Source organism: Vicinamibacterales bacterium, from assembly GCA_036496585.1.
In the GTDB taxonomy this organism is placed as follows: domain Bacteria; phylum Acidobacteriota; class Vicinamibacteria; order Vicinamibacterales; family 2-12-FULL-66-21; genus JAICSD01.
The window spans coordinates 55,496-75,386 of record DASXLB010000080.1 but is presented as its reverse complement, the minus strand read 5'-3'; the positions used below and the strand labels follow the sequence as shown (position 1 = coordinate 75,386).

21 protein-coding genes are annotated in these 19,891 nt (G+C 67.1%); 11 read left to right on the top strand and 10 right to left on the bottom strand.

Annotated features, from left to right (window positions below):
• Nucleotides 1-295: 295 nt before the first annotated feature.
• Nucleotides 296-2,389: a polyphosphate kinase 1 gene (ppk1, locus tag VGI12_22575; GenBank protein HEY2435472.1), complete on the top strand. Its 2,094-nt coding sequence runs from the start codon at nucleotides 296-298 to the stop codon at nucleotides 2,387-2,389.
• Between the two features lie 44 nt (nucleotides 2,390-2,433).
• Here ppk1 and VGI12_22570 read toward each other — a convergent pair whose 3' ends face one another.
• The 4 genes from VGI12_22570 to VGI12_22555 all read right to left on the bottom strand — a co-directional run bounded on the left by VGI12_22570 (nucleotide 2,434) and on the right by VGI12_22555 (nucleotide 5,555).
• Nucleotides 2,434-3,189 carry a glycosyltransferase family A protein gene (locus tag VGI12_22570; protein ID HEY2435471.1) on the bottom strand — a complete coding sequence of 252 codons (756 nt, stop codon included), beginning with the start codon at nucleotides 3,187-3,189 and terminating at the stop codon, nucleotides 2,434-2,436.
• Nucleotides 3,186-4,100, bottom strand: coding sequence for a PHP-associated domain-containing protein (locus tag VGI12_22565; protein ID HEY2435470.1), 915 nt, complete (start codon nucleotides 4,098-4,100; stop codon nucleotides 3,186-3,188). The genes VGI12_22570 and VGI12_22565 overlap by 4 nt, the downstream gene beginning before the upstream one ends.
• Before the next feature lie 84 nt (nucleotides 4,101-4,184).
• Entirely contained in the window at nucleotides 4,185-4,364 is a 180-nt protein-coding gene (locus tag VGI12_22560; protein HEY2435469.1) for a hypothetical protein, read from the bottom strand.
• A 78-nt stretch (nucleotides 4,365-4,442) separates the two neighbouring features.
• On the bottom strand, nucleotides 4,443-5,555 hold the full coding sequence (locus VGI12_22555; GenBank protein ID HEY2435468.1) for a hypothetical protein: 1,113 nt from the start codon (nucleotides 5,553-5,555) through the stop codon (nucleotides 4,443-4,445).
• Between the two features lie 264 nt (nucleotides 5,556-5,819).
• On the opposite strand from VGI12_22555, the gene VGI12_22550 reads away from it, so the two are divergent.
• Both VGI12_22550 and VGI12_22545 read left to right on the top strand, forming a co-directional pair.
• Entirely contained in the window at nucleotides 5,820-7,112 is a 1,293-nt protein-coding gene (locus tag VGI12_22550; GenBank protein HEY2435467.1) for a glucose-1-phosphate adenylyltransferase, read from the top strand.
• 70 nt (nucleotides 7,113-7,182) lie between these two features.
• Complete coding sequence (locus VGI12_22545; GenBank protein ID HEY2435466.1) at nucleotides 7,183-7,701, top strand: hypothetical protein; 519 nt, start codon at nucleotides 7,183-7,185, stop codon at nucleotides 7,699-7,701.
• A 26-nt stretch (nucleotides 7,702-7,727) separates the two neighbouring features.
• Here VGI12_22545 and sixA read toward each other — a convergent pair whose 3' ends face one another.
• Nucleotides 7,728-8,249 (bottom strand): phosphohistidine phosphatase SixA, encoded by a 522-nt coding sequence (sixA, locus tag VGI12_22540; protein ID HEY2435465.1) that lies wholly within the window; start codon nucleotides 8,247-8,249, stop codon nucleotides 7,728-7,730.
• Between the two features lie 27 nt (nucleotides 8,250-8,276).
• Nucleotides 8,277-9,221 (bottom strand): CHAD domain-containing protein, encoded by a 945-nt coding sequence (locus VGI12_22535; protein HEY2435464.1) that lies wholly within the window; start codon nucleotides 9,219-9,221, stop codon nucleotides 8,277-8,279.
• Between the two features lie 94 nt (nucleotides 9,222-9,315).
• On the opposite strand from VGI12_22535, the gene VGI12_22530 reads away from it, so the two are divergent.
• The 8 genes from VGI12_22530 to VGI12_22495 all read left to right on the top strand — a co-directional run bounded on the left by VGI12_22530 (nucleotide 9,316) and on the right by VGI12_22495 (nucleotide 16,347).
• Complete coding sequence (locus VGI12_22530; protein HEY2435463.1) at nucleotides 9,316-10,980, top strand: Ppx/GppA phosphatase family protein; 1,665 nt, start codon at nucleotides 9,316-9,318, stop codon at nucleotides 10,978-10,980.
• On the top strand, nucleotides 10,868-11,566 hold the full coding sequence (locus tag VGI12_22525) for a thymidylate kinase (GenBank protein ID HEY2435462.1): 699 nt from the start codon (nucleotides 10,868-10,870) through the stop codon (nucleotides 11,564-11,566). Before VGI12_22530 ends, VGI12_22525 begins: the two co-directional genes overlap by 113 nt.
• Nucleotides 11,538-12,308: a thymidylate kinase gene (locus VGI12_22520; GenBank protein ID HEY2435461.1), complete on the top strand. Its 771-nt coding sequence runs from the start codon at nucleotides 11,538-11,540 to the stop codon at nucleotides 12,306-12,308. Before VGI12_22525 ends, VGI12_22520 begins: the two co-directional genes overlap by 29 nt.
• 84 nt (nucleotides 12,309-12,392) lie before the next feature.
• Entirely contained in the window at nucleotides 12,393-13,211 is an 819-nt protein-coding gene (gene pstB / locus VGI12_22515) for a phosphate ABC transporter ATP-binding protein PstB (protein ID HEY2435460.1), read from the top strand.
• Nucleotides 13,208-13,873, top strand: coding sequence for a phosphate signaling complex protein PhoU (gene phoU, locus VGI12_22510; GenBank protein ID HEY2435459.1), 666 nt, complete (start codon nucleotides 13,208-13,210; stop codon nucleotides 13,871-13,873). The genes pstB and phoU overlap by 4 nt, the downstream gene beginning before the upstream one ends.
• Nucleotides 13,874-13,954: 81 nt before the next feature.
• Nucleotides 13,955-14,134: a DNA gyrase inhibitor YacG gene (gene yacG, locus VGI12_22505; protein HEY2435458.1), complete on the top strand. Its 180-nt coding sequence runs from the start codon at nucleotides 13,955-13,957 to the stop codon at nucleotides 14,132-14,134.
• A 6-nt stretch (nucleotides 14,135-14,140) separates the two neighbouring features.
• Entirely contained in the window at nucleotides 14,141-15,427 is a 1,287-nt protein-coding gene (locus tag VGI12_22500) for a citrate synthase (GenBank protein HEY2435457.1), read from the top strand.
• Entirely contained in the window at nucleotides 15,424-16,347 is a 924-nt protein-coding gene (locus tag VGI12_22495) for a M28 family peptidase (protein ID HEY2435456.1), read from the top strand. The genes VGI12_22500 and VGI12_22495 overlap by 4 nt, the downstream gene beginning before the upstream one ends.
• A 68-nt stretch (nucleotides 16,348-16,415) precedes the next feature.
• Here VGI12_22495 and VGI12_22490 read toward each other — a convergent pair whose 3' ends face one another.
• The 4 genes from VGI12_22490 to VGI12_22475 are packed head-to-tail and all read right to left on the bottom strand — an operon-like array spanning nucleotide 16,416 to nucleotide 19,747.
• Nucleotides 16,416-17,630, bottom strand: coding sequence for a LeuA family protein (locus VGI12_22490; GenBank protein HEY2435455.1), 1,215 nt, complete (start codon nucleotides 17,628-17,630; stop codon nucleotides 16,416-16,418).
• The gene (locus VGI12_22485) at nucleotides 17,602-17,967 is read right to left on the bottom strand and encodes a hypothetical protein (protein ID HEY2435454.1); all 366 of its coding nucleotides are present in this window, start codon (nucleotides 17,965-17,967) and stop codon (nucleotides 17,602-17,604) included. Before VGI12_22485 ends, VGI12_22490 begins: the two co-directional genes overlap by 29 nt.
• Nucleotides 17,968-17,991: 24 nt before the next feature.
• Nucleotides 17,992-19,608 carry a SpoIIE family protein phosphatase gene (locus VGI12_22480; protein HEY2435453.1) on the bottom strand — a complete coding sequence of 539 codons (1,617 nt, stop codon included), beginning with the start codon at nucleotides 19,606-19,608 and terminating at the stop codon, nucleotides 17,992-17,994.
• Nucleotides 19,601-19,747: a hypothetical protein gene (locus VGI12_22475; GenBank protein ID HEY2435452.1), complete on the bottom strand. Its 147-nt coding sequence runs from the start codon at nucleotides 19,745-19,747 to the stop codon at nucleotides 19,601-19,603. The genes VGI12_22480 and VGI12_22475 overlap by 8 nt, the downstream gene beginning before the upstream one ends.
• Nucleotides 19,748-19,891 lie beyond the last annotated feature (144 nt).

Here is a 19,891-nt window from a genome sequence, read left to right as displayed (position 1 = left end):
GAATTTACGATGCCGACGCCGTGTCGTAATTCGGTCAGCGTATAAGGCTGGGGTATGTCGTACACCGTGACGCTTTGGTGTGGCTGCCGGGTTTACGTTTCCTGTCACCCGCTCACCCGTCTTGCGCACTCGCGCATTGTCGAGCACCGTGGCGACAGTTGCCCGATCCGTCGCCACGACCCCGGGGCCCGGTTGTGGCTCTGGGAGCTCCTGCCGGACCCCAGAGCCGACTCGGCAGCGCTGGACGAGGTCGGGGAGGGCCCGGCCGCCCGGTAGAGCCCGCGGCGGCGATTACATGAGCCAGGACATCCTCGACGACCGTCCCGTCGGCGCGCTCGATCGCGCCGACTTGTACATCAACCGCGAGCTCAGCTGGCTCGCCTTCAACGCGCGCGTGCTGGCCCAGGCCCGCGACACGCGCCATCCACTGCTCGAGCGCGTCAAGTTCCTCGCCATTGTCGGTACGAACCTCGACGAGTTCTTCATGATTCGCTTCGCGGCGCTGCTCAAGCAGTTGCGCAGCCGGCGCGAGAGCGTCTCGACCGACGGGCTCACCACGCATCAGCAGGTGACGCTCGTGCGCGAGCGCGCGCTCGACATGCTCATCGAACAGGGGCGCTGCTGGGAACGGGAGCTGCGCCCCGAACTGGCTCGATACGACATCGCGTTCCTCGATCCCGCCGACCATCACGACGCCCTTCGCGACTGGCTCGCCGAATACTTCCGCCGCGAGATCGCGCCGCTGCTGACGCCGCTCGCGTTCGATCCCGGCCATCCGTTTCCGCACATCTCCAACCTCAGCAAGAACCTTGCGGTGGCGGTCAAACACGACGGGCGCACCAAGTTCGCGCGTCTGAAGCTGCCGCCGACCGTACCGCGGTTCATCGAGATCCCGTCGGCGATGGCGAACGGGGCAGAGGCATTCGTATTCCTCGAGGACGTCGTCTGCGCCAACGTGCAGTCGCTGTTTCGCGGCACCGCCGTCAAGAGCGCGCACCTGTTTCGCGTCGTCCGCGACACCGACATGGTCATCCAGGAGGACGAGGCGGACGACCTGCTCGAGACGGTCGATCACGGCCTCCGCCAGCTGCGCCACGGCGCGCCGTCGATGCTGCAGGCCGACGAACGGATGCCGCGCCGCATGCTCGACATCCTGGTCGAGAATTTCGAGATCGACGAGGGCGTCCTCGTCCGCACCGGTGACCGGATCGGCTTCGGCGACTGGATGCAGCTCACCAAGCTCCATCGGCCCGAGCTCAAGGACCTGACGTTCGCGCCGCGCGTGTTGTGGAAGCGGTCCACGTCGGAGGAGGTGTTCGAAGCCATCCGCCACCGCGATCACCTGCTCCACCATCCGTTCGATTCGTTCACGTCGGTCGAGCGCCTGCTGAGCGCCGCCATCGAGGACGACGGCGTCGTCGCCATCAAGATGACGCTCTACCGCATCGGCCACGACTCGCCGCTCGTCGATCTGCTCGTCGAGGCGGCCGAGGCGGGCAAGCAGGTCGCGGTGCTCGTCGAGCTGAAGGCGCGCTTCGACGAGCGCAACAACATCGTCTGGGCCAATCGCCTGGAGACGGCGGGCGTCCACGTGGTCTACGGGCTGGTCAATCTGAAGACCCACGCCAAGCTGTGCCTGATCGTGCGCAAGGAGCCGGACGGCATCCGTCGTTACGCGCACGTCGGCACCGGCAACTACAACGCCGCGACGGCACGCATGTACACCGATCTCGGCCTGATGACGGCCCGGCCGGCCATCGTCGAAGACATCACCCACGTCTTCAACTATCTGACCGGCTATTCCAGCCAGACCGACTACGACGCGCTGCTGGTCGCCCCCGTGAGTCTGCGTCGGCGGCTGCTGGCGATGATCGATCGCGAAGCGGCGCACGCCGCCGCCGGGCGGCCGGCGCGGATCATCATGAAGATCAACGGCCTGACCGACAACGAGTTCATTCAGCGCCTGTATCAAGCCTCGCAGGCCGGCGTCGACGTCGACCTGATCGTCCGCGGCATCTGCTGCCTGCGTCCCGGCGTCCCGGGCGTCAGCGACCACATCAAGGTCCGCTCCATCGTCGGCCGCTTCCTCGAACACTCGCGGATCTTCTGGTTCGACAACGGCGGCGATCCCGGTGTCTACATCGGCAGCGCGGATCTCATGGAGCGGAACCTCGATCGGCGCGTCGAGGTGTTGTGCCCGGTGCTGGATCCAGCACTGCGCACCTATCTGCGCGACACGGTGCTCGACCTCTGCCTGCGCGACACCGAGCAGGCGTGGATGCTCGAACCCACCGGCACCTACGTGGCGCCACCCGACGGCGCGTCGGATGATCGAATCAACGAACAGGCCACGCTCTTGCAGCGCCACACGGTCGACTACCAAGCATGATTGGCGGCTGACACGGCGCGCGCCGCCCGCCGCGTGACGGCGCGTCAGACGCGGATATCGTCGTGCGCGAAATCCTTCGGCCGGTGATGGATCATTTCCGACCAGAAGTTACCGACGTATAGCCGGAACACGCGGCCGCGCCCGAGCGCCTTGTAGCGGCGCGCGGACGTGGCGACCACGCAGTCGTAGGCCAGCTCGACGGCGCCGATGCGCGTCAGGCGGCGCCCAAGATTCGTGTCCTCGCCGTGGAATTCGATCGTCGTGTCGAAGCCGCCGATCATCTCGAGCGCCCAGGCGCGCACCGCGAAGTTTCCGCCGTAGAGCACCGCGCCGGCGCCCAGCAGGTGGTGCGCGGTGAAGTGCGCGAGCGGCGCCAGCGTGTAGTCGTAGAGTCGCGCGCCGGCGACGCCGATCCGGTCCCAGTCATAGAAGCGGTAGGGGCCGGTCACCGCGACCGTCGAGGGCGAGCGCAGGAACCGCCGTTCGAGGCGCTCGATCAGCCGTAGCGGCGCGCGGCAGTCGGCGTCCATGTAGAAGAGGACGTCGCCGCGCGCCGCCACGCGGCCGGCCGCGCGCGCCCAGAGCAACCCCTTGCGGGGCTCCTCGACGACGCGCACGCCCGGCACCGCCCGCGCCACCTGACGCGTCCCGTCCGTACTGGCGTTGTTGACGACGATGATCTCGTCGGGGATGCGCGTCTGCGCCAACAGCGAGTGCAGCGCCGCCGGCAGCAGCCGTTCCTCGTTGAACGCGCAGACGATCGCCGAGATCGACGGCCTTGCCTGCATGGCACGCGTCATCGCGACCACGCGCCGCGCAGCCGCCCCGCAGCCGGCCGCGCCACCAGATCGACCAGCAGCGCTCGATTGAAGCGCGCCTCGAGCATGAAGTGCGCGACGGCGACGACCAGCGGCTGCGTCATCAGCGGCAGTATCGCCAGCCCGGTCGCGAACACGACGTGGCTCCGGTAGTCGAGCGGCTTCGACACCAGATCGGTCGTGCTCTCGCGATAGAAGTTCGAGGCGACCCGTATGATGTCCGAAGCCATGGTCAGGTAGTTGCCTTCGCGCCCGTGCACCGTGACGCGGCCGGCGTGCAGTTCGCTCAGGAACGCCTCGCGCGTCGTGGCGTGCGGCGCGTCGATGTAGCTGCGGCCGATGCCGCGCTGGGTGTGCGAGTCGCTGCCGCCGACGCGCACCTTGCGGCACGCCTCGGCCAGCGCCGACGCCGTCCGGTTCTGCACCGGCAGGCGCGAGCCGTTGCGCACTTCGATGCCGTTGACCCAGGGCATCAGCGCCGCGATGTGCGCCGCCGTCACGTGTCCGTTGATGCGCGACGCGACGTGATTGAGCGAGACGAACAGCTCCTCGCGGTTCAGGTACTGCATCAGCTCGCGCACGTTGAAGCGGAGTCGCTGAATGTCGCGGTGCTGTGATTCATTCAGCCCGAGCACCCCCAGATGCACGCGAACGCCGTCCTCTGGGAAAACGCCGGTCACTTCCGAACCGATGATGACGTCGGGCCGGTCGGCGAGCGCCAGCGCGCCGTCGATCGCATCGTGATCCGTGATCGCCACCAGATCCATGCCGCGCGCCTTGGCGCGGCGGTAGACGCCCTCGGGCGAGTTGTAGCACTCGCGGAGCAGCCGGCCGAATCCACGAATCGTGGACGGGCCGGAGAACACCGTGTGGACGTGCGTGTCGACTTTCACAGTTTCCTCCTCTCGCCCCGGTGACGCGATGATGACGGAGGGCTGTGAAGGTCGTGTGCCTGACGCGTTACGCGCGGGTAAAACCTACGGGACGATGCCAGGCGCCGGTTGACGATGGTGGACGACGCGGGCCGCGACGTCGGGAAAATCGGTGAACATGCCGTCGACGCCGGCGTCTCGGAACTGCTCGTACTCGGTCTCGGCGGGCCGTGGTAGGGGCCGGCCCAGATCGCGCCCGAGCCGCTGTGCCAGCTCATTGCGCATGCGCCGGCAGCGTAACGGCGCGGCGCGACGCACGTACGAAGACCGTGCAACAACTTCGCAACCAGCCGGCGCGCCGGCCTAGCGCATCACCCCGAGAAAGAACAGCACCAGCTCGATGACCAGGATCAGGACGACCGCGATCTCGAGGAACTGGCCCCGCGAGATCGACACCTGTTCGACGGCGAAGCGATAGATGTCGTCGAGCGTCTCGAGCTTCTCCTCGACGCTCTGTCGCCAGCGCGCCAGCCCGAGCCGCGACGCCGCCAGCGCCAGCACCCGCGCCGCGTAGATGTCGCCGACGATCTTCAGCGCGTTGTCGGTGCGATCGGTGATCTCGTTGACGTCGATGAACAGCGAGTGGACCTGATTGGCGGCGCGCGCGGCGCCGCCGCCGAGCAGGTTGTGCCACCAGCTCGTGTTCTGCAGCGCCGGATAGATGCGCGCCAGCTCGGCGTCGAGCAGCGCGTCGTAGTAGCGGAACTCGAGCAGCTGCGAGTTGGTGAACTCGAACAGCTCCAGCGCCTCGCCGGCCCCCGCCTCGGTGTCGTAGACGAACGCCGCGTTCCAGGTCGGCACGACCAGATCGTGCGAGAAGTAGGACAGCCGGTTCCTGAGGACTTCGCCCTGCTCCTGCGGACTGAGCGGCAGCGTCTCGCCGCGCAGCATCTGCGCGAGCTGGCCGCCGCGCTCGGCGACGAGCGTCTCTGCATCGACCGGTGCCGCCAGCTCGTGGACGGCGACGATCAGATAGTCCTCGGTGAGATACGACTGGCGCGGGTGGGTCATCGCCGCGCCGCAGCGCTCGACCGTCTGGCGGATCGCCGCCTCCGCCGCATCTTCGAGGCCCGCGTTCTCGATATAGCGCTGGCTGGTCACCACCAGCTCGTCCCAGGTGCCGGCGAACGGCCGCAGCAGCGCCAGCGACACGACGCCGTAGTCGAAGAACTTCAGCCGCGCCTGAAAACCTTCGATGTGCGCGAGCCCCGCCGCCTCCCCTTCGAAAACGAGCGGCGGCGTCTGATACTGCAGGCGCGCCGGCTGCGCCGACTTCGACGACAGCCGCGCGACTTCGCCACCGCCGAGCGCCGCGCGCAGGCGCGCCAGATCGATCTGCTCGGCGACGTCGAACAGGTACAACGCCGCGATCGTGGCGCCGCGCACCTCCATCACGATCCATTGTAGCGGCCGCATCGCGTGATGGCGGCGATGGCCGCTCGCGACCGTGCACGAATTAACGCACGCGTGATCGATTCGTCGCGTCCGCGTCGTGGCCGCAGGACACACTCTTCCTGCGGCCGACCGGTGATCGGTCCTCCTCCCCCAGGGTGGATAGCGAATCGGGACGCATGTTCCTCCATTCAACATCCGGCACCCCCTGGCCGATCACCGGGCAGCCGCACATGACTCCCGCCTCCGGGCACCGGCCGAGCTGCCGTCGTCTTGTAGAATCGCAGCATGAACGATGTGTTGACGTTGGTCCTCGGCGGCGGCCGCGGCACGCGTCTGTTTCCGTTGACCCACCACCGATCGAAACCGGCCGTACCGATCGGCGGCAAGTACCGTCTCATCGACATTCCGATCAGCAATTGCCTGCACGCCGGTCTCAAGCGGATCTTCGTGCTGACGCAGTTCAACTCGGCGTCGCTCAACCGCCACGTCGCGCAGACCTACCGCCTCGATCTGTTCTCTGACGGCTTCGTCGAGGTGCTCGCCGCCGAGCAGACGCCCGACAACGCCGGCTGGTTCCAGGGGACGGCCGACGCCGTGCGCCAGGCGGCGCGCCATTTCTCTGGCTACGACGCCAGCTACTACCTGATCCTGGCCGGCGATCACCTCTATCGCATGGACTTCACCGAGCTCATCGACGCGCACATCGAGAGCCAGGCCGACATCACGATCGCCGCGCAACCGGTCGGCCTCGACGATGCGACGCAGATGGGCATCTTCCGCTTCGACGCGCTCGGCCACATCACCGGCTTCGAGGAGAAGCCCGACGCCGCGCGTCTGGTCGAATTGAAGAGCAGCGTGGCGGGCGCCAGCACGCACGGCCCGGCCGCCGACAAGCCGTTCGTCGCGTCGATGGGCATCTACGTCTTTTCGCGCGACGTGCTGCTCGAAATCCTCGAGCGCCCCGGCGTCGACTTCGGCAAGGAGATCATCCCGGCGTCGCTCGGCTCGCTCAACGTGCGGTCGTTCCTGTATCGCGGCTACTGGGCCGACGTCGGGACGATCCAGGCGTTCTACGACGCCAACATCGCCTTGACGCAGCGCGGCGCGCCGTTCAATTTCTTCCACGCGAGCTGCCCGATCTACACGCACCCGCGCTTCCTGCCGGCGACGCGCACCTACGACGTGCACATCGACGCGTCGATCGTCGCCGAAGGCTGCTACCTGGATCGCTGCGAGATCCGCGATTCGGTCATCGGCATCCGCAGCAGCGTCGGCCCCGGCGCGCGCGTCACCCGCTCCGTTCTGCTCGGCGCCGATTTCTACCAGGACGAGGATGCGCCCGGCGACGTCGCGCTCGGCGTCGGCGACGGCGTCGTGCTCGATCGCGTCATCGTCGACAAGAACGCGCGCATCGCCGAAGGGGTCCGTCTGGTCAACGACGCCGGCGTGACGACGGCCGACGGCGACGGCTGGTACATACGCGACGGGATCATCGTCGTGCCGAAGGGCGCGGTCGTGACGAACGGCGTGACGGCGCCTCGAGAACCGTCCGCTCGTTCCGAAACCGCACGGAAATAAACCTTCGCGGCGCGCGGCCGTCTAACGCGACTGAGGATGCATGAGAGGACCACCCGAACGGGAGGTCTTCATGCTGTCAGCCATGACGTGGACCCTGGCACTCACCATGGGTCTCGTCCCACGATCAGAACCACTGAGCGCGGCGGCGGTGCTCGAGGCGCCGACCCGGCACGTTCGCGCCACCGGACACACCGTACCTGGACTGCTTCGCACCGGCTTCACTCAATCGCGCACCTTCGCGGCGCTGCTGCAGCGGCTCGAACGCAGCGACGTCATCGTCTACATCGAGGATGTGCCGCGGCTGCCAGGCGCGCTCGATGGACGCCTCCTGATCCAGCCAGCCGCGCACGGCGTCCGCTACCTGCGGATCCAGGTCGCTCTGCACGGCTCGCCGTTCGACAGCATCGCGACGATCGGCCACGAGCTGCGCCATGCGGTCGAAGTGGCGAACGCGTCGACGGTCGTCGACGAACAGGGCCTGGCGGATCTCTATCGCCGCATCGGGATGGACTACGGCAACAACCTGTTCGACACGATCGAGGCGCAGGAGATCGGCCGCCAGGTCGGGAGGGAGCTGCAGCACACCTGACCGCTGTGCGAGGGCGGCAACGGCGCTCAGTCGGCCAGCTGCCGCAGCATCTTGGGCGTGAGGAACCAGCGCAGCAAGCCGGTCCCCTTGGGCGGCAGCATGTCGAAATCGAGGCGGCACATGCCGCCCTTCTTGAATTCAAGCGGCGTCCGCGCGCCGATCAGCTGCGCGGCCAGCTCTCCGAGGTTCGGCTCGTGACCGACCAGCGCGACTCGCGCCTTGCGCGCGTGGCGGGAGATTTCCTGGATGACCGACGCCGAGGAGCCGGCCGGCGCGAGCGAATCCGAGGTGGCGATCGCCGGATGATCCTTGAGTTCCTCCGAGAACACGTCGGCCGTCTGGCGGGTGCGGACGAGCGGACTGGTGACGATCTGGTCGAACGTGATGCCGATCGCGTTCAGCCCGCGCGCCGACTTGCGCAGACGCGCGACGCCTTCCGGCGTGAGCGGCCGCTTCGAGTCATCGGGCCACTCCTTGCCCCGTTCGGCCGCCAGGCCGTGCCGAATCAGATACAGCTCGAGCATCGCCATCGCATCAACTCTTTTCATCCGTCCGCACGGGCGCCCGCGATGGCGCTAACCGCCGGCCGCTCGCCCGCGCCGCAACGCCAGCGCCATCTTCACTGGTCGCGGCCGTCGGCCGCGCGCCGACAGGCGCACCGGGATGTCGTGGCGGCCGCGCTCGACCGCGATCCGGAGCGGCGGCAGCGACGCGACGTAGCGGCCGTGCAGCAGGCGGCATTGATCCTCGATGAGCCGCGACAGCACCGCCAGGCCCGCGTCCGGCGTGCTGCGTCGATGCCTCGGCGCCGCGCCGACCACGGCGACGTGGTGTTGCAAGACCTGCAGATCGTGCAGCCGGCCGAGCGCGTCCTGCACGCGCTTGAGACTGCGCACCGCGTCGCGGCACGGCACCGCCCCCGTCTCGTCGGCGATCTCCAGCGCGTAGCGCAGCTTCTTCGCGGCGATGCGCACCCGATGGAGGCCTTCCGGGTTGTAGACCCGCCCGGCGCTGTCGATGGCTTCGTCGAGGCGGCGCGCGCGGCGGGCGATCCTGACGGCGAGCGCCGCCCGCCAACTCTCGGTACCGCCGGCCGCGACCGCGCGCCGGACGCTGGCGAGCCGGTGGCCGAGCTTGGCCCTGTCTACCCCTTCGAGCCGCTTCAGCATCACGGCGCGCCGGTCCTCGCGCGCCTCCATCACTTCGGCACGGACATCGGCGAGCGCGGTCCGAGGAATGCCCGGCTGCTCAGCCAGCTCGTCCAGGAGGTGGAGCGTAACGTCCAGTTCCCGGACAGTTCCGAGTGCGGCTGTCAGCTTCTTGATCTTGCTGCGCGCTTTACCTGCCTTGGTGTGATGCAGTCCCTTGGTCAGCACCGGCAGAGCTTCCCGCAAGCGGCGTGACGCCACGCGGGCCTGATGGACGCCGGCATCCTTGCCGGCCACCGCAGCGGCCAATTGGCGTGCGAGGGCCCGCGTGCGGCGGTCGAGGAGGCGGACCAAGGGGAGCGAGCGGTTCATGTTACGATGCGGCGGATCTGGCCGAACGGGCAGTATATAACGGTGATGTAACAAGCAACTCCCCCGCCAGCCCGGCCATGCCCTCCGCCGCCGCATGCGAATCGCCGCCATCGACATCGGAACCAACTCCATCCACATGATCGTGGTCCGGGTGCGGCCCGATCTGTCCTTCGAAGTCATTGACAGGGAAAAGGAAATGGTCCGTCTGGGGGCCGGCGGGCTCGACGGCCGGAGCCTCACGCCCACAGCAATGACCGCGGCGCTCCAGACGCTGACGAAATTCCGCCGTTTGGCGGATTCTCACAAGGTGGACGAGGTCGTCGCCGCCGCCACGTCCGCGACTCGCGAGGCCGACAACGGCGGGGATTTCATCGCCGAGGTGGCCCGGAAGACCGGCATTCAGATCCGCGTGATTTCCGGCACGGAAGAGGCCAGGCTCATCCACCAGGCCGCGGTCTACGGCGTCCACATGGGCGGCAGGCCGGCTGTGGTCATCGATATCGGGGGGGGCAGCATCGAAGTGACGCTGGGCACGGCCTCCCATCTCACTCACGCCAGGAGCTTCAAGCTCGGCGTTATCCGCCTCACCGAGCGGTTCGTCCGCACCGATCCGCTCGACCCGAGCGACGAGCGGCGGATGGTGAAATACATCAACCGGGAACTCGGCGAATACGTGGACAGCATCGCCGATCGTCGGTTCGAGCGCGTCATCGGCACCTCAGGCACGATCCTGAGCCTGGGCGCGCTGGCGCTCAACGAGAACGGCGCATCGGAATCGCTCGAGCTGCGGAACCAGCGGGTTCCCGCCAAGGCGGTGCACCGTCTGCGCAAACGGCTGAGCGGCGTGGATCTTGAAGCCCGGCTCCACATGGACGGCCTCGATCCGCGTCGCGCCGACATCATCGTGGCCGGCTCGGTGCTGCTCGACACGGTGCTCCGCCGGCTTGGCGCCGGCGAAATGACCCTGTGCGACCTGGCGCTCCGCGAGGGACTGGTCCTCGACTACATTCACCGCAACACCGCGACGATCCGGAAGATCGAGCGTTATCCCGACGTCCGCCGGCGCAGCGTGATCGAACTCGGCGAGCGCTGCGGCTATTCGCCGGCGCACGCGCGCCACGTCGCCGAGTTGGCGCTCGCGGTGTTCGATCAGACGCGCGCGGTCCACAAGCTGGGCGACCGCGAGCGTGAATGGCTGGAGTACGGGGCGCTGCTGCACGACGCGGGGGTGCACATCAGTTACGAGCGTCACCACCGCCATTCGTACTACCTGATCAAGAACGGCGAGCTGCGGGGATTCGATCCGGAAGAGATCGAGATCATTGCACTGCTCGCCCGCTACCACCGGCAGGCGACGCCGAAGAAGACCCACGAGGGCTTCGCCCCGCTCAAGAACCGCCTCCGGAAGACCGTCAAGACCCTGGCGGCGATGCTGCGGCTCGCCGAGAGCCTCGACCGCAGCCACGCACAAGTGGTGACCGCCCTCGACGTCGTGCCTCACGGCGATCAGTTCCTGATCCGGCTCCGCGCCGCCGGGGATGCCGAGCTGGAGCTGTGGGCTGCGCACCGCCATGCCGCGCCGCTCGAGGAGGCATTGGAGCGGCCGCTCCGCTTCGAAGTGTCCGGCAGACAGAAAAGACGACTCCATGCTGACCAATCTCACCACGCCGCACGAGTACCCGGGAAAGCTGTTCGTCGTCGAAGGCATCGACGGATCGGGAAAAACGACCCAGCTGGCCCTGCTGGCGAAGTGGCTTAAGTCGGCGGGCCATCCCGTCTTCCAGACCGAGTGGAATTCCTCGGCGCTGGTCAAGGCGGCGACGAAGACAGGCAAGAAGAAGAATTCGCTCACGCCGATGACGTTCAGCCTGCTGCACGCCACCGACTTCGCCGATCGCCTGCTCTACAACATCATTCCGCCGCTCAAGGCGGGGATGATCGTGCTGGCCGATCGCTATGCCTACACGGCGTTTGCGCGCGACGTGGCGCGCGGTGTCGACCGCCGCTGGGTGCGCGAGCTCTACAGCTTCGCCGTCAAGCCAGACCTGGCGGTCTACTTCCGCGTGCCGATCGACGTCTCGGTCGAGCGGCTGACGGCCCGGCGCGTGAAGCTGAAGTTCTACGAGGCGGGACTGGATATGGGCTGGAGCAGCCAGCCGCTCGAGAGCTTCCGCATCTTCCAGGGGAAGGTGCTCGACGAATACGATCGTCTTGTCGAGGAGTTCGGCTTGAGCGTGGTCAGCGCCTCGGGCAGCATTACCGAGCAGCAGCGGGTCTTCCGCCGGCTGGTCTCGCAGCATCTGGAGATTGAGCATCATGACGAGCTCGTCGACGAATCGGCCTGACGACGCCGCCGACGGCGGCAGCCGGCCCGGACAGTACTACTCGTACGGCATTCCGTATCTGCCGCTGAACAGCTATCCGGGCAAGCTGATCGCCATCGAAGGCACCGACGGCGTCGGGCGCTCGACCCAGATCGCACTGCTGCGCGAGTGGCTCGAGGTGCAGGGCTACGGCGTCATCGAGACCGGCTGGACGCGGTCGGAGCTGATGCAGCCGACCATCGATCTGGCCAAGTCGAGCAACACGCTGACCAAGCTGACGTTCGTGCTGCTCTACGCGACCGACGTCGCCGATCGCCTGGAGAAGGAGATCATCCCGGCGCTCAAGGCCGGCTTCATCGTGCTCTCCGATCGCTACATCTTCACGGCGCTCGCCCGCGCCGGGGTCCGCGGCGTCGATCGCAACTGGCTGCGCAACCTGTATGGATTCGGCATCGCGCCGCACCTGGTCTTCTACCTGCGCATCGACGAGAAAACGCTGATCCGGCGGGTGCTGCAGGCGCGCGGCATGGACTACTGGGAATCGGGGATGGACATGAAGCTGGGCGACGACATCTACGAGAGCTTCCGCGCCTATCAGCGCGTGCTGCTCAAGGAGTATGGGTCGATGGCCGACGAGTTCAACTTCCGTGTGCTCGACGCGCGCCGCAAGGTCGACGTGCTGCAGGACGAGCTGCGCCGCCAGATCGCCGCCTTCCTGGCCGAATCCGACGCCCCGGCGCCGCTCGCGACCCGCGTCGAGTAAGGCGGGCGGCCCAGCGGCCGTCGAGTTACACCAATGTTACGGCACGGCAACGTCCGGGAAACACCCGCCGTCTAGCATGCCTGCATGTCGTCGCTCACGGCGGCCCTCGAGAGCCGTCCCGCGCCACCCGCCGAGGGGTCCGATGCGCCGTGTAAAATCACGGTGTCGAATCTGGATTTCTTCTACGGCGCCAAGCAGGCGCTGCAAGGCATCTCGATCGACATCCCGGCCAATCTGGTGACGGCCTTCATCGGACCGTCCGGCTGCGGCAAGAGCACGTTTCTCCGTACGCTGAACCGGATGAACGACATCATCCCCGGCGCCCGGGTCGATGGCGCGATCCGCATCGACGGCAAGGACATCTATCGCGACGCCATCGACGTCGTCGATCTCCGCCGCCGCGTCGGCATGGTCTTCCAGAAGTCCAACCCGTTCCCGAAGTCGATCTTCGAGAACATCGCCTACGGCATCAGGCTCAACGGCCTGGCGAAACGGCGGGCCGAGATCGAGGCGCGCGTCGAGGAGAGCCTTCGCCACGCCGCCATCTGGGACGAGGTGAAGGATCGGCTGCACGAGCCGGCGCTGGCGCTCTCGGGCGGACAGCAGCAGCGGCTCTGCATCGCGCGCGCGATCGCGATCAAGCCCGACGTCCTGCTGATGGACGAACCCGCCTCGGCGCTCGATCCGATCGCCACCCAGCGCATCGAGGAGTTGATCTACCACCTCAAGTCGGAGTTCACGATCGTCATCGTGACCCACAACATGCAGCAGGCGGCGCGCGTCTCCGACCTAACGGCCTTTTTCTGGCTCGGCAAACTCATCGAAGTCGGCGCCACCGACAAGATCTTCACCAACCCGGCACAGAAGCTGACGGAAGACTACGTCACTGGACGATTCGGATGACCAATCCCGTTCCACACTTCCAGGAGGAGCTGGACCAGCTCAAGTCGCGGCTCCTCGAGATGGGCGGCCTCGCCGAAGATCGCGTGCGCTCGGCGATCGAGGCGCTGGTCGGGCGCGACCGTGAGCCGGTCGATCGCGTGCTCGCCGGCGATGGTCCGATCAACCAGCTGCACATCGAGATCGACGGCCGCTGCGTCAAGCTGCTGGCGCTCTACCAGCCGATGGCCGTCGATCTGCGCTTCATCCTGTCGGCGGTCAAGATCAACACCGATCTCGAACGGGTCGGCGACCTCGCGATCAACATCGCCGAGGCGGCGCTGCGCTATCTCTCGCATCCCCCGGTGCAGGAACTGATCGACATCCCGCGCATGGCGGGCATCGCGCAGCGGATGCTCCGCGACGCGCTCGACGCGTTCGTCAGCCGCGACACCGCGCTCGCGCAGCGCGTGCTGGACGCCGACGACGAACTCGACGCGCTGAAGACGCAGGTCTTTCGCGAGCTGCTCACCGTCATGCTGCAGGCGCCGCACACGATCGAGCCGGCGCTGGATCTGATCCTGATTTCCCGCCACCTCGAGCGCATCGGCGATCACGCCACCAACGTCGCCGAGGACGTCATCTTCATGGTCCTGGCCAAGGACGTCCGCCACCACGCACACTGAGAATTTGGAAATGTGAAAATGTGGAAATGTGGAAATTCCCACATTTTCACATTCCCACATTTCCACATAGAATGAGGCGGTTTGGCCACCCTCGGCGCGCGGTGCGTCTACTGCCGGCAGAAACCGGTGGACCCGGCCTGGAAGCCCTTCTGCAGCGAACGTTGCAAGATGGCCGACCTGGGACGGTGGCTGGGCGGCGACTACGCCGTGCCGAGTGAAGCGCAGCCGGACCCGGATGCCGACGACACGCACGAGCGGTGAGATTCCATGGCCGAGACACTGACGATTACCGATAATCGCACCGGGAAGCGCTACGACATTCCCATCCAGGACGGCACCGTCAAGGCCACGGATTTGCGGCAGATCAAGGTCGTGCCCGACGAGTTCGGAATGATGACCTACGACCCGGCGTTCATGAACACCGCCGCCTGCAGGAGCCGCATCACCTTCATCGACGGCGACAACGGGATCCTCGAGTACCGCGGCTACCCCATCGAGCAGCTCGCCGAGCAGAGCGACTTTCTCGAGACGGCCTATCTGATTCTTGGCGGCGAACTGCCGAGCGACGCGCAGCACGACGCCTGGGGCCGCGAGGTCATGCTCCACTCGATGCTCCACACCAACCTGGCCAAGCTGATGGAGGGCTTCCGCCACGACGCGCATCCGATGGGGATGTTCATCAGCACCGTCGCGGCGCTCTCGACCTTCTATCCCGAGGCCAAGCAGATCTTCTCGCAGGAGTCGCGGCGACTGCAGACGCTGCGCCTGATCGCCAAGGTGCCGAGCATCGCCGCCTACGCCTACCGGCACTCGATCGGCCGGCCCTTCAACCTGCCCGACAACGATCTCTCCTACGCCGGCAACTTCCTGAACATGCTGTTCCGGATGACCGAGCCGAAGTACACGCCAGACCCGGTGCTCGAGCGCGCGCTCGACGTGCTCTTCATCCTGCACGCCGACCACGAGCAGAACTGCAGCACGAGCACGATGCGCGCGATCGGCAGCTCGCACGCCGACCCCTACTCGGCGCTCGCCGGCGCGGCGGCGGCGCTCTACGGCCCGCTGCACGGCGGCGCCAACGAGGCCGTGCTGCGCATGCTGCACGAGATCGGCTCGATGAACAACATCCCCGGGTTCATCAAGCGGGTGAAAGCGGGCGAAGGACGGCTGATGGGATTCGGCCACCGCGTCTACAAGTCCTACGATCCGCGCGCCAAGATCATCAAGCGCATGGCCGACCTCGTCTTCGAGGTGACCGGCAAGAACCCGCTGCTCGAGATGGCGCTCGAACTCGAACGCATCGCGCTCGAGGACGAGTACTTCGTCTCGCGCAAGCTCTATCCGAACGTCGACTTCTACTCGGGTCTCATCTACCAGGCGATGGGCTTCCCGGTCGACATGTTCCCGGTGCTCTTCGCCATCCCGCGCACCGCCGGCTGGATCGCGCAATGGGAAGAGATGCTCAACGACCCGGACCAGAAAATCGTGCGCCCCCGCCAGCTCTACATCGGCGAACGCACCCGCGACTACGTACCACGGGAGAAACGCCAGTGAAGCGCTCGGTCAGCTCCTTCGTGTTCGGTTCCTTCGTGCTCTGCGTATCCTTCGTGTCCTTCCCGTCCGCGCAGAGCGCCAGCCCGCGGTTCGATGCCGACCGGGCATTCGCCGATCTCAAGGCCATGGTCGACATCGGGCCGCGCCCCTCGGGCTCCCCCGCTATCGACAAGACGCGCGACTACATCCGCAAGGAGCTGGTCGCCGCCGGTCTGACGCCGGTCGACCAGGCGTTCGATGCGTCCACCCCGAGCGGCGTCGTCCACATGGTCAACATCCGCGCGACGCTGCCCGGCCAGGTCGCCGGCAAGGGGCGCATCGTCATCGGCGGCCATTACGACACGAAGCCATTCAAGAACATCCGCTTCGTCGGCGCCAGCGACGCCGCGTCGAGCGCCGCGTTCCTGCTCGAGCTCGCCCGCGCGCTCAAGGGCCGTCAGAACGCGCTGCCGATCGAGCTGCTCTTCCTGGACGGCGAAGAGGCGGTGTGCAAGAACTGGGACGATTGCGGCAAGCCGGGCAACGCCGATCACACCTACGGCAGCCGCTACTACGCGCAGCAGGCGAAGAAGGCGGGTACCACGAAGGACGTCCGCGCCTTCATCCTCGTCGACATGATCGCCGACGCCAACCTCGATATCCGCCGGGAATCCAACTCGACGCCGTGGCTGAACGACGTCATCTTCAGCACCGCCAAGAAGCTGAATCGCCGGGAATTCGTCGACGATCCGTGGCCGATCGAGGACGATCACCTCGAGTTCCTCGAGGTCGGCATCGAGTCGGTGGACCTGATCGACCTCGATTACCCCGCCTGGCATACCGCCGACGACGATCTGCAGCACGTCTCGGCGAAGAGCCTGCAGGCGGTCGGCGACGTCGTCGTCGCGGCGCTGCCGCTCATAGAGACCCGTCTGCGCTGAAGCGCCGCTGGCCGATGCCGCCTGGTTCCGCACCCCGCGGGACGTGGCCCCGGCCGCTGACCCGGCGACTACGATTTAGGAACCCGGATCTCGGCCAGGATCTCTTCGGCGGTCAGCACCGTCGACGACCTCTTTGCCTTCGCGAAGACGCGGTCGACGAGCTCGTCGGTCGCGGTGTAGCCTTGCCGCTCGAGCCAGAAGATGACGTTCGACTTGCCCGACATCGGGCCGACGTCGATCTGCTGCTCGCGACCGATCAGGCTGGCTGGCACTCCCGAGTAGACAGCGTCGACGAGCGCCTGGTCATTCTTGCGGAACGCCTTGATCACCGCCGCGGCGTGGACGCCCGTCGCGGTGCGAAAGGCGTCGCGCCCGACGATCGGATAGTTCGCGGGAATCGGCACGCCCGTCGCTGCCGACACCGCTTCGCAGTACTCGCACAGCGCCGACAGATCGCGCTCGATGTAGCCCATCAGCACGAGATTCATCAGCAGCGCGTCCATCGGCGTGTTGCCAACGCGCTCGCCGATGCCGATCGCGGTTCCATGCAGACGCGTTGCTCCCGCCTCGAGCGCCGCCAGCGTGTTGATAACGGCGAAATCCCGATCGCGATGACCGTGCCAGTCGATGCCGACGCCGCCTCCGCATTCTTTGACCACGCCCGCGATGAACCGGACGACGGCCGCGGCGCCGTGCGGGGTGGCGTGGCCGACGGTGTCGGAAATGCAGACGCGCCCGGCTCCGGCGCGGATCGCGGTCGAATAAAGGGCGCGCAACGTGTCCGGATCGGCGCGGGTCGTATCCTCCGTCACGTACATGACCGGCAAGCCTTCGCCGACCGCGAACGCGACTGCTTCTTCGGTGAGCTTCAACAGGTGATCGAGTGTCCACCCTTCGGCGTACTGGCGCAGCGGACTCGAGCCGATGAACGTGCACGCCTCGATCGCAAGTCCGGTGCGCTGCGCAATCTCGACGATCGGCGTGATATCGGCGATCACGGTCCGCGCCGCGCAATTGGCGCCGACCTTCAGCCGCTCGTCGACGATCTCCCTGGCGAGCCGTTCGACGTCGCGGACGACGTGCCGCCCGGCCCCCGGCAGTCCGATGTCGGCGGTATCGATACCGAGCCGATCGATCAGGTGAAGAATGCGGAGCTTTTCTTCAATCGAGGGTGTCCGCACGGACGGCGACTGCAGTCCGTCGCGCAGCGTCTCGTCGTTGAGCAGGACCGTCGCCGGCGGGCGCGCGCCCGTCTTATTCCAATCGTGAATGAGGGGGTGCATCACGGTCCACCAGGTAACGGCGATAGGTGAACATCGTTGCCAGGCCGGCCAGCAGGACGCCGGCCGCCCAGGCGGTGGAGAACGCGACAGCGTCGACGCGGCCGCGGTGCAGGTATTGACGCATGTCGACGCCGCGGCCCAGACTCGCTCGGGCCTCCGCCGTCTCGAGCAGATAGCCGCGAACGGTATCGTGCATGCGCATGTCGTAGACGCCGTTCCAGACGACGAAGGCGAGCGCGAACCAGAGGATCAGCAGTCTCTTCTCGATCCGCGACGTGGGGTTGCGCCGCTCGGCCTCTCCGGCGCGCTCTTTCGCGGTCGGTCGTTCACCAGCCATCGCGGGTGGCTCATCGGACATCGGCTAGCGGTCACCGGCGCCATAGCGGAGTACCAGCGCCGTGATGTCGTCACTCTGTGGAGCCCCCTTGGTGAACGCCCGCACGTCGGCAAAGATCTCTGCTAACAGATCGGCCGGCTCGTCGCCGCGGTTTTCCGCGGCGACGGCCAGGATACGCGTCTCCCCGTATTCCTCGCCCGACACCGACAGGGCTTCCGAGACGCCGTCGCTGAACACGATCAGCCAGTCGCCCGGTTCGAGGATCACCGTTTCTTCCTGGTAGGTGGCCATCTCGAAGAGACCGACGATCGGCCCGCCGGTCTCGAGGCGGCGCACCCCCTGTCTGCCGACGACCAGCGGCGGGTTGTGGCCGGCGTTGCAGTAGGTGAGGCGGCCGTCCGGCTCGAGCGCGCCGTACATCAGGGTCACGAACCGCGACTCGATCCCTCGCTTGTAGAGGGCGAGGTTGACGCGCGTGATCGTCTGGCACGGCGAATCCGAAGAGGCCGCCTGCGCCGCAAAAATCCCCTGCATCATCGCGCTGAGCAGTGCCGCCGGCGGTCCCTTGCCCGCGACGTCGCCGAGCGCGAACCCGAACGCCCCGTGCGGCAGGTCGACGTAGTCGTAGAAGTCGCCGCCGATCGAGCGGCACGGAATCGAGGACGCGGCGGTGCGGAAGAACGCGCCAGAATGGCCGGCGCGCGGCAGCAGCGCCTGCTGGATCTCGGCGGCGATGCGCATCTCCTGCTCCATCTTCGCCTTCTCCATCGTCTCGCGATAGAGCCGGGCGTTCTCGATCGCGACCGCCGCCTCGGTCGCCAGCGTCTCGAGCGCGCCGCGCGTGGAGTTGGAGACAAACGAGCCCTTCTCCCGGCTGTCGAGATAGAGGACGCCAATCCGGCGTTCTCCCGCCACGTCGTCGGCGCGATCGACGTAGCGCACGAGCTTCAAGGGCACGCACTGGACGCTGCGGATACCGAGCGCGACCGTGCCCATGTTGACGTTGGCGAAGGCGTCGTCGAGCAGGTCCATCACGAGCTTGGGGTCGCCGGTGCGGAAGACCTCCTCGGGGATCTTGCGGCTGGTGGCGAACGTCGTCCCGGGCAGGGTCTGGTGGCGGCGGCCGCGCGCCAGCTTGAACTCGAGTGTGTTGTCGGCGCCGGCCAGCATGATGAATCCGCGCTCGGCGCCGGTCACCTCGATCGCCGAGTCGAGCACGAGCGCCAGCACGTCGTCGAGGACGCGACCGCTGCCGAGTGCCCGCAGGCCCTCGAGCAGCGCCGCGATCTGCCGCAGATCGCCGATCGCCGTGGTCGTCGCCTTGTCCTGGTGCGGCGCGGTGTCAGCCAGCAGGAAGACCAGTTCGGCGCCGCCGGAGCGGCCCAGCCGAATCCGATCCCCGTGCGACAGCGGCCGCTCGCTCACCTGCTCGTCGTTGACGAAGGTTCCGTAGCGCGATTGCTTGTCGCGGACGAGGAAGCCGGTGACGCCCGAAATGATCTCGGCGTGGTCGCGCGACACCTCGCTGCCGGCCAGCCGCAGATCGTTCGTCTCGCGGCGGCCGATACCGAACGCGTCCTTGGCGATCGGCACGATCCGTCGACCGAGCGCGTCGGTAACCTCCAATCGGGCGTCAGGCATGGAACGCGGGAGAGTCTATCAAAACGGCTGAGAAATCCACGGCATCAGTGACAAGGAACTCGGTGCCGAACACGTGGGCGCGGCGGCCGACATACCAGGCGAGCACCGCCAGCAGGACGACCACCACGACGATGACCACCGGCTGGAGGGGGGAACGCCGGGCGCGGACCGCCGCCGGCTTCCGTGCAGGCTCTGTCGTACCCGCCCCGCACCGGTAGCAGACGATGGCTTTATCCGCGATTTCCGTCCCGCAGCTACGGCAGACCATCTACGGATGATACAA